General features: G+C 29.3%; 5 protein-coding genes and 2 pseudogenes. 1 reads left to right on the top strand and 6 read right to left on the bottom strand.

The genetic code is table 11. The features are described from left to right. Window positions 1-184 (top strand): annotated as a pseudogene (locus tag E4T68_RS09630) (IS30 family transposase); the annotation flags it as partial. A gap of 119 nt (window positions 185-303) precedes the next feature. On the opposite strand, the gene E4T68_RS08210 reads toward E4T68_RS09630, so the two are convergent. From E4T68_RS08210 to E4T68_RS08175, 6 genes and pseudogenes are all read right to left on the bottom strand, one after another. Beyond that, entirely contained in the window at window positions 304-717 is a 414-nt protein-coding gene (locus E4T68_RS08210; RefSeq protein WP_135125895.1) for a hypothetical protein, read from the bottom strand. Between the two features lie 941 nt (window positions 718-1,658). Further along, a complete protein-coding gene (locus tag E4T68_RS09360) occupies window positions 1,659-1,820 on the bottom strand; it encodes a transposase family protein (protein WP_167753872.1) in 162 nt (53 codons plus the stop codon). 1,815 nt (window positions 1,821-3,635) lie between these two features. Then, the gene (locus E4T68_RS09840) at window positions 3,636-3,809 is read right to left on the bottom strand and encodes a GNAT family N-acetyltransferase (RefSeq protein WP_135125891.1); all 174 of its coding nucleotides are present in this window, start codon (window positions 3,807-3,809) and stop codon (window positions 3,636-3,638) included. Window positions 3,810-4,001: 192 nt separating this feature from the next. After that, entirely contained in the window at window positions 4,002-4,511 is a 510-nt protein-coding gene (locus E4T68_RS08185) for an RDD family protein (protein WP_135125889.1), read from the bottom strand. 97 nt (window positions 4,512-4,608) lie between these two features. Beyond that, window positions 4,609-4,917, bottom strand: a pseudogene (locus E4T68_RS10020) (hypothetical protein); the annotation flags it as partial. 56 nt (window positions 4,918-4,973) lie between these two features. Beyond that, entirely contained in the window at window positions 4,974-5,576 is a 603-nt protein-coding gene (locus E4T68_RS08175; RefSeq protein WP_135125887.1) for a DUF6037 family protein, read from the bottom strand. Window positions 5,577-5,968 lie beyond the last annotated feature (392 nt).

Raw genomic sequence — 5,968 nt, 5'->3', positions numbered from 1 at the left:
ACGAGGGACTAATGAAAATCACAATGGTTTAATTCGAGAATTTTTACCAAAGGGAAAATCATTTAATTTAGTACCTATTCAAATGATAACAACTATACAAAATGCGTTAAATAATAGACCTAGACGTATACTAGACTATGATACACCTCATACTATGTTTAATCGTTTGTGTGCAACGACATAAACTATAACAGAATAGGTGTAACCGTAAAGGCTCGCTACGCTAATACCTTGACCGTTACACCTATTCCATTACAAAACAACTATGTCGCACACAGACATAGACTGTGACTTTAGTATTTTTCATGTACTGTTGCACTTGGCTTTACAATTCGAGTTTAAATTTTTGTCAAATGTTAAAGATAAACTAAATTTGAAACTGGAATTCAACTCCTCCTGTGTCTTCTCTATTTGATACTTTTCCCTTATAATTTCAACAACTTCCGAAAAATCAAATATCCCAAAATACATGATAAGAGCTACTTCGCCTTGTTTTTTTGGACTGATTTTCTCTCTTTGAATAAAGCAATTCATTTCTTCCACAAAATAAGATTTCCAGTCTATAAGTTGGTCCTTCTCATCAATTTCCTTTAGATATTTTTTAGAAATTCGTTCTTGACATAAAAGTTTATAACTTTTGTCTCTTGGACGGATATCACCTTCTGAGAATTGTTCCATAGTAATCCAAGCATCAAGTATGTTTTGTTTTTTATTCATTTTATTTCCCCTTACTAAAGATAATTCTCTTATCTGAAAATCCAATTTGGAACTACATAAACTAGTATCATCACAATCTTCTACATCGAAATATCTTTAGTACTTTTTCTTAAAATTAGCACTATTTTCTTCAAATGAAACTGTTTACAGGATTCATTAAAATCAAAGATTTTTCCAAACAACATCTTTGTAGCTATGCTACATAATTAGCAGTTCACTATTTAACATCATTTTGCCGACTACTCCTTATTATGTGACAGCTATTATATGGATAGATGTAGTTGTTACTTTGCCCCTCTTACTTGTTGTGCAACAAACCGTCTCCACATAGCTCAACTCAATCTAAAATACAACAATCTTCAACAATAAATTTCTACAATTTCTAGAAAAAGATCTAGCTTGATGTTGCGTTCGCAGAAATCTTTCCAATTTATTTTTATTGAGTATATTTAAACTAGTACTTAATATCAAGATGATTGTATTATCTTTCAAAGAAAAAATAGCAATTTTTTAGTATACTTACTAATTATTGTTAAATAATTTTCATTATTATACCATAATTCCCATACGGTCAGCAACCTACTATTTGAGTATATACCTTATTTTTTCTAGTGAATACAAACATTTGTGATACAAACCAATACTATCTGTAATATTTTATTAGCTAACTTGTCTATAATAAAATGTCACTACTTGATTAGGTATTTTAAAACCTAACACTTTTTTAGCGATAGTATTGTATCTTGTCACATAGCGTTTATGTTTACATATCATCTCATCATGAGATTTAAAGACAGACTTGTTATAAAAACGCTCTATATCTTCTCAATGCCTACGTTCTACCTTGACGTTTTTCCATGGGGAGTATGGACGAATTTTCTTATATGCTATACCTTTTTTCATCAATGCTTTCTCAAATGCGCTTAGACTCTCAAATTGTTCTATTTATTCTTGAATTCACTGCCATTATCTGTTTTAATCGTATGAATACGAAATCCCATTAACTTTTCCAATGTTTTTACAAATTCCACTGTATGTGTCACACTTTTCTCATCAACTAGTTGATAGACTCTTTCACGACTGTATTCATCAATAGCTGTCATTTGATAGTATCTAACACCATAACTATCTCAACCAATACACTGCTGTGATGCATATTTATATCAACTTGTACTTTTTCACCTGGAAAACTAACAAGTATAAGCTTCCAAGATCTTTTCGGATAGTATCGTTTAACTATTTTAACTGTAGTGTTCATTTTTCCGGTTTGTTTACATATACTAGCATAACATCGAAAATATCCTTTCTTACGACAGTTCACATACACTTGTTCCACCCCTTCGATCTTATACCTTTTTAAACATGAATAGATTAAATAATTCCCACTTTTTATGTTGGTTTGGGTGTGCATGTGAGCATCTACTTTTCTTTACCAGTGACTGTAGTGTTCCGTCATATTTTTTCACCAAACACTATACTTGTTGTTGTGAGGTATGTTATCTTCTAGCTGCTTAAGCATTATTTTATGTTTTAGGGTACATTCAAAAACGTTTTATCTAAATCTCGTTTCTTGTTATAATACTCATATAAGTAAACCTTGTTTCTGTTTTTTCGTCAATTCCAAGATAATATGTGGTCACTTATTTTTATGTCACATGTATATGTTACCCTAACAAAAATTTCATTAATTTCTAAAAAAATCAAATTCTTATCTCTTCATGTATAATCATAATTAATGTATTCTGCAACCATTTTTAGAACAATATTCAAAGTTTCAGATTCTTTCTTAAAAAAATACTCATTATTCAATCGCACTCGTTCCAGTTTTTATCCATTTATCTAACTCCGAATACTTGAATTTCCACTGTTGCCCTATTTTTTGAGTAGGTATATCTTTTCCTTCTCTTATTCATTTTCTAATAGTAACTGTTTTAACTCCTAAATAATCAGCTATTTCATCAATATTTATCCATGCCATTTGAATTTATTTAATGTTATTTAATGAGATTGCCAAAATAATAAAAACAACTCTAAATAATTAACATTTACTCTTATAAGGTTAAAAAGTCTAATTTTGCATACTTAAAATTTATTTTCTAGTATGATAATCTTTTTTGAAAATTATTCTTCAAAGATACTATTGATTCCCCTATCAATTCCACGCCTTTAACTCCGTATTTCTTCAGCCCAAACGAAAAGATTTCCGAGCAATATTTCAGATTGAATATCACTTGGAAATTCTTACATTTTGAATACGGTCTCTATCTCTTTAGAATTCATATTACCATCCATTATAGATTAAAAAACGTCTTTGATTATCTAAAAATACTTTAAAGTATCCAAAACAGCTTTCTATTTTTCAATTAGGCAATGTGGAACTTTCTTATCCTTGTTACTTAAAATATTATAATGTTCTTTAACATCTAAACCGTATTTTCTCTTCACTTGTACGATACACAAGTAGATACTTTAAATCCAAACATATCATTTTAAATTTGTTTATAAGTAGCCTTACTCTCCACACTTGTTAAATCCATCTTATCAATTCAATTGAAAGTTCCATACTAATGTGTTTTTTGACTCAGTTTGGAAAGCATTGTGACCATCCACATATTTTATCACGAGAGGAGTTTTTTACTTGAAGCTAAAACTTAATGTCTCTCCCAGAATAGCTAAGGGAAATTGTGCTAAACTCAAAAAAAGACAATAGATTTTTCAGTTTCTACTGCCTTAAATATATTATAAATTTGACAAACTTGGATTTACTTATTCAAAAATTTTAATAAATCTCTTCTGAATTTTATCACATACATATCCTATATTTTCATAGAATTTATGTGCCTCTGTTCTTAATTTTCCTAAGTTTAACCTAATAAACTTAATTGACTTTTGTCTAGAATCCATTTCTAAATGATTCATCATTTTTTACCAATCCTTTTCCCCCGAAACTCAGGTAAAATAGCTAATCCTAAAATATTTAATCCACAATCTGAATAAAGACTCTCATATATTTCAGCATGTACAAATCCAACAACTTTATATAAATCCTCATCTTCATAAACATACATCAAATGATGTTTTTTATCATGCAATAGTTTGCTGACTTGATTCTCTACTAACTCAGTAGAAACAGTACATTTTAAAGAAATATCGCATATTTCTCATATAGATTGAGCATCCTCTTTTATTTTTCTAATCATTTCATCCCCCAAAAAACTTCATTTTCATCTAACTCTATTAGACCATTTTAAAGCCATTATTCATGATTTCTTAACTAAATATTTCTATTGATTCTGTACTTGAGTATGTGCCAATAAATCGCCCAAATGTCTTTTATCATTACGCATAATCCCCATTAATAATAACAGTAAAGCAAATCCAATGCCCATAAAAAACAGCATGATGGCCCATATATCAAAGTCTGTATAGATTCCATGAATCGTACTCATATGTCCTATTTGCCATGGTAAAAATTTGATTAAGTTTCTTATAAAACTTGCTTGAAAAGATTTATGTTTATAGACTAGTTTTAAACCGGCTTTTCGTTTACCAATACTGCCATCTTTTGAATAATCCAAATAAGTAAAAATTAAAATAATCGGAATAACTGATGTCAATAAAGCAATTAGTTGCGACTGTGTCTCATTCATTTCCGGAATGCCTTTAAAAAACAAGTAATAAACTGACATAGCTACTCCAAATAACAACGTTAAATACAAAAGGATAACTAAATAATCAAAAAACAATTCTTTCATGCGCTTTTTAAATGGTATTGGATTATTTTTCATAAGCATAATTTATTCCTCCCTCTTTTTCATTATCTTGTACTGCTAAGCTAATTGGAACTAAAATTATTTTTGTTATCCATTGCATAGAATCTCCCTCTTTCTCTTAAATTATTTTGAAATGTATTAAATCTTCCATTATGGCTTCCTCTTTTTCCGGTGTAAATTGTAGGATAATCTGTTTTTCTTTTTTTGATTTATTATAATGCTCTAGTTCAATTCTACACTTTCTTTTTATCTGAGCAATATATAATGTAGAAACTTTCACCTCAAATTTATCTCACAGCTATTCCTTAATTTAAGTATATATCACCCTACTCTCTGAACTTGTCAACTCAAGTTCATCAAGCTATATTTCAACACTTGTATGGCTATCGACATTAGGTTTGAGCAATAGTGCTACACACTCGATGTGCATTGAGCGTACAACTATGTTTAATATTAGAAAAGTATGTCTGTGTAAACATATCATTATTGTGCAAAGTTTGTTATGATTTCACCTAGAGTTTTGAGTTTTTCTTTCTCTTTGGAGTAACAGAAGCTAATACTTTCATCGTTCTTAAATTTCTCAAATACTTCTCTATAAAGTAGTTTTGTTTTATCAGCATTAAATTCACTTCGTGTTTTTCCTATAGGATTCCTTTTTACTCCTATTATATATATTTTGCTTGGATCTTCTGAATCACTTTTACTCAACGATACTACCATCGCTTGTTTTTCTAATTCAGATACTCTTTCGTTAAACCTCTTAGGCACAGACATTCCTAGTCTTTGTGTGAATTGATTAAGTATATCTCCTAAATTATTACTATATTCTATTCCGAAGTATTCTCTTAAAGTTTTCGCATCAATGATTAATCTATTACTATTAGCCTCAACCTCCAACACATTTTTCAAATTATTTTCTTCCATAAATTCTAGTTTAACAAGAGCATATTGATTGTTTCTTTTTTCATCACTTACAAATCTTTTAATTAGCACTATGTACCTTTTTTTATACTTAAAAATAAAACTGCCAATAGTCCAGCCTTTCTTTTTCATATCTTCATTTAAAATTTTTAAATTTTCTAGCATATTACGCCCTCCTAGTTACTGGAATTATACTTTTAGTTCAATTCAATACCACTAAATGCTCATAGATATTATAACATAATATTCCATCACTAGTGTTGACTGTTGCTCTAAGTGTTTTTTATGTAGTGCAACTTGTTTTGTTCTTTCTTTTCTGGCTCTTCGTCAAATTATGTTGGTAAGTAAAAATTCCAGCAAATATTAAGTTGTTTTTTCTTAATAGGGCTAGTTGTTTCTTTTCGAATCAGTATGCAGTTGTCAAGGTTTATAGCGTGAGCGTGCCTTGACAATAAGCATACTGATTTGATAGACTTTTCAGCCCATATTAAGATGGTTTAAATAATTTTTCTTGCACTAAAAATACTCGAGTTCGTAAATATGTAAAATATTTAAAC

The sequence above is a fragment of the Granulicatella sp. WM01 genome, from assembly GCF_004570605.1.
Taxonomy (GTDB): domain Bacteria; phylum Bacillota; class Bacilli; order Lactobacillales; family Aerococcaceae; genus WM01.
Note: the sequence above shows the minus strand (reverse complement) of the source record. Positions and strands in the feature narration are given on the sequence as shown.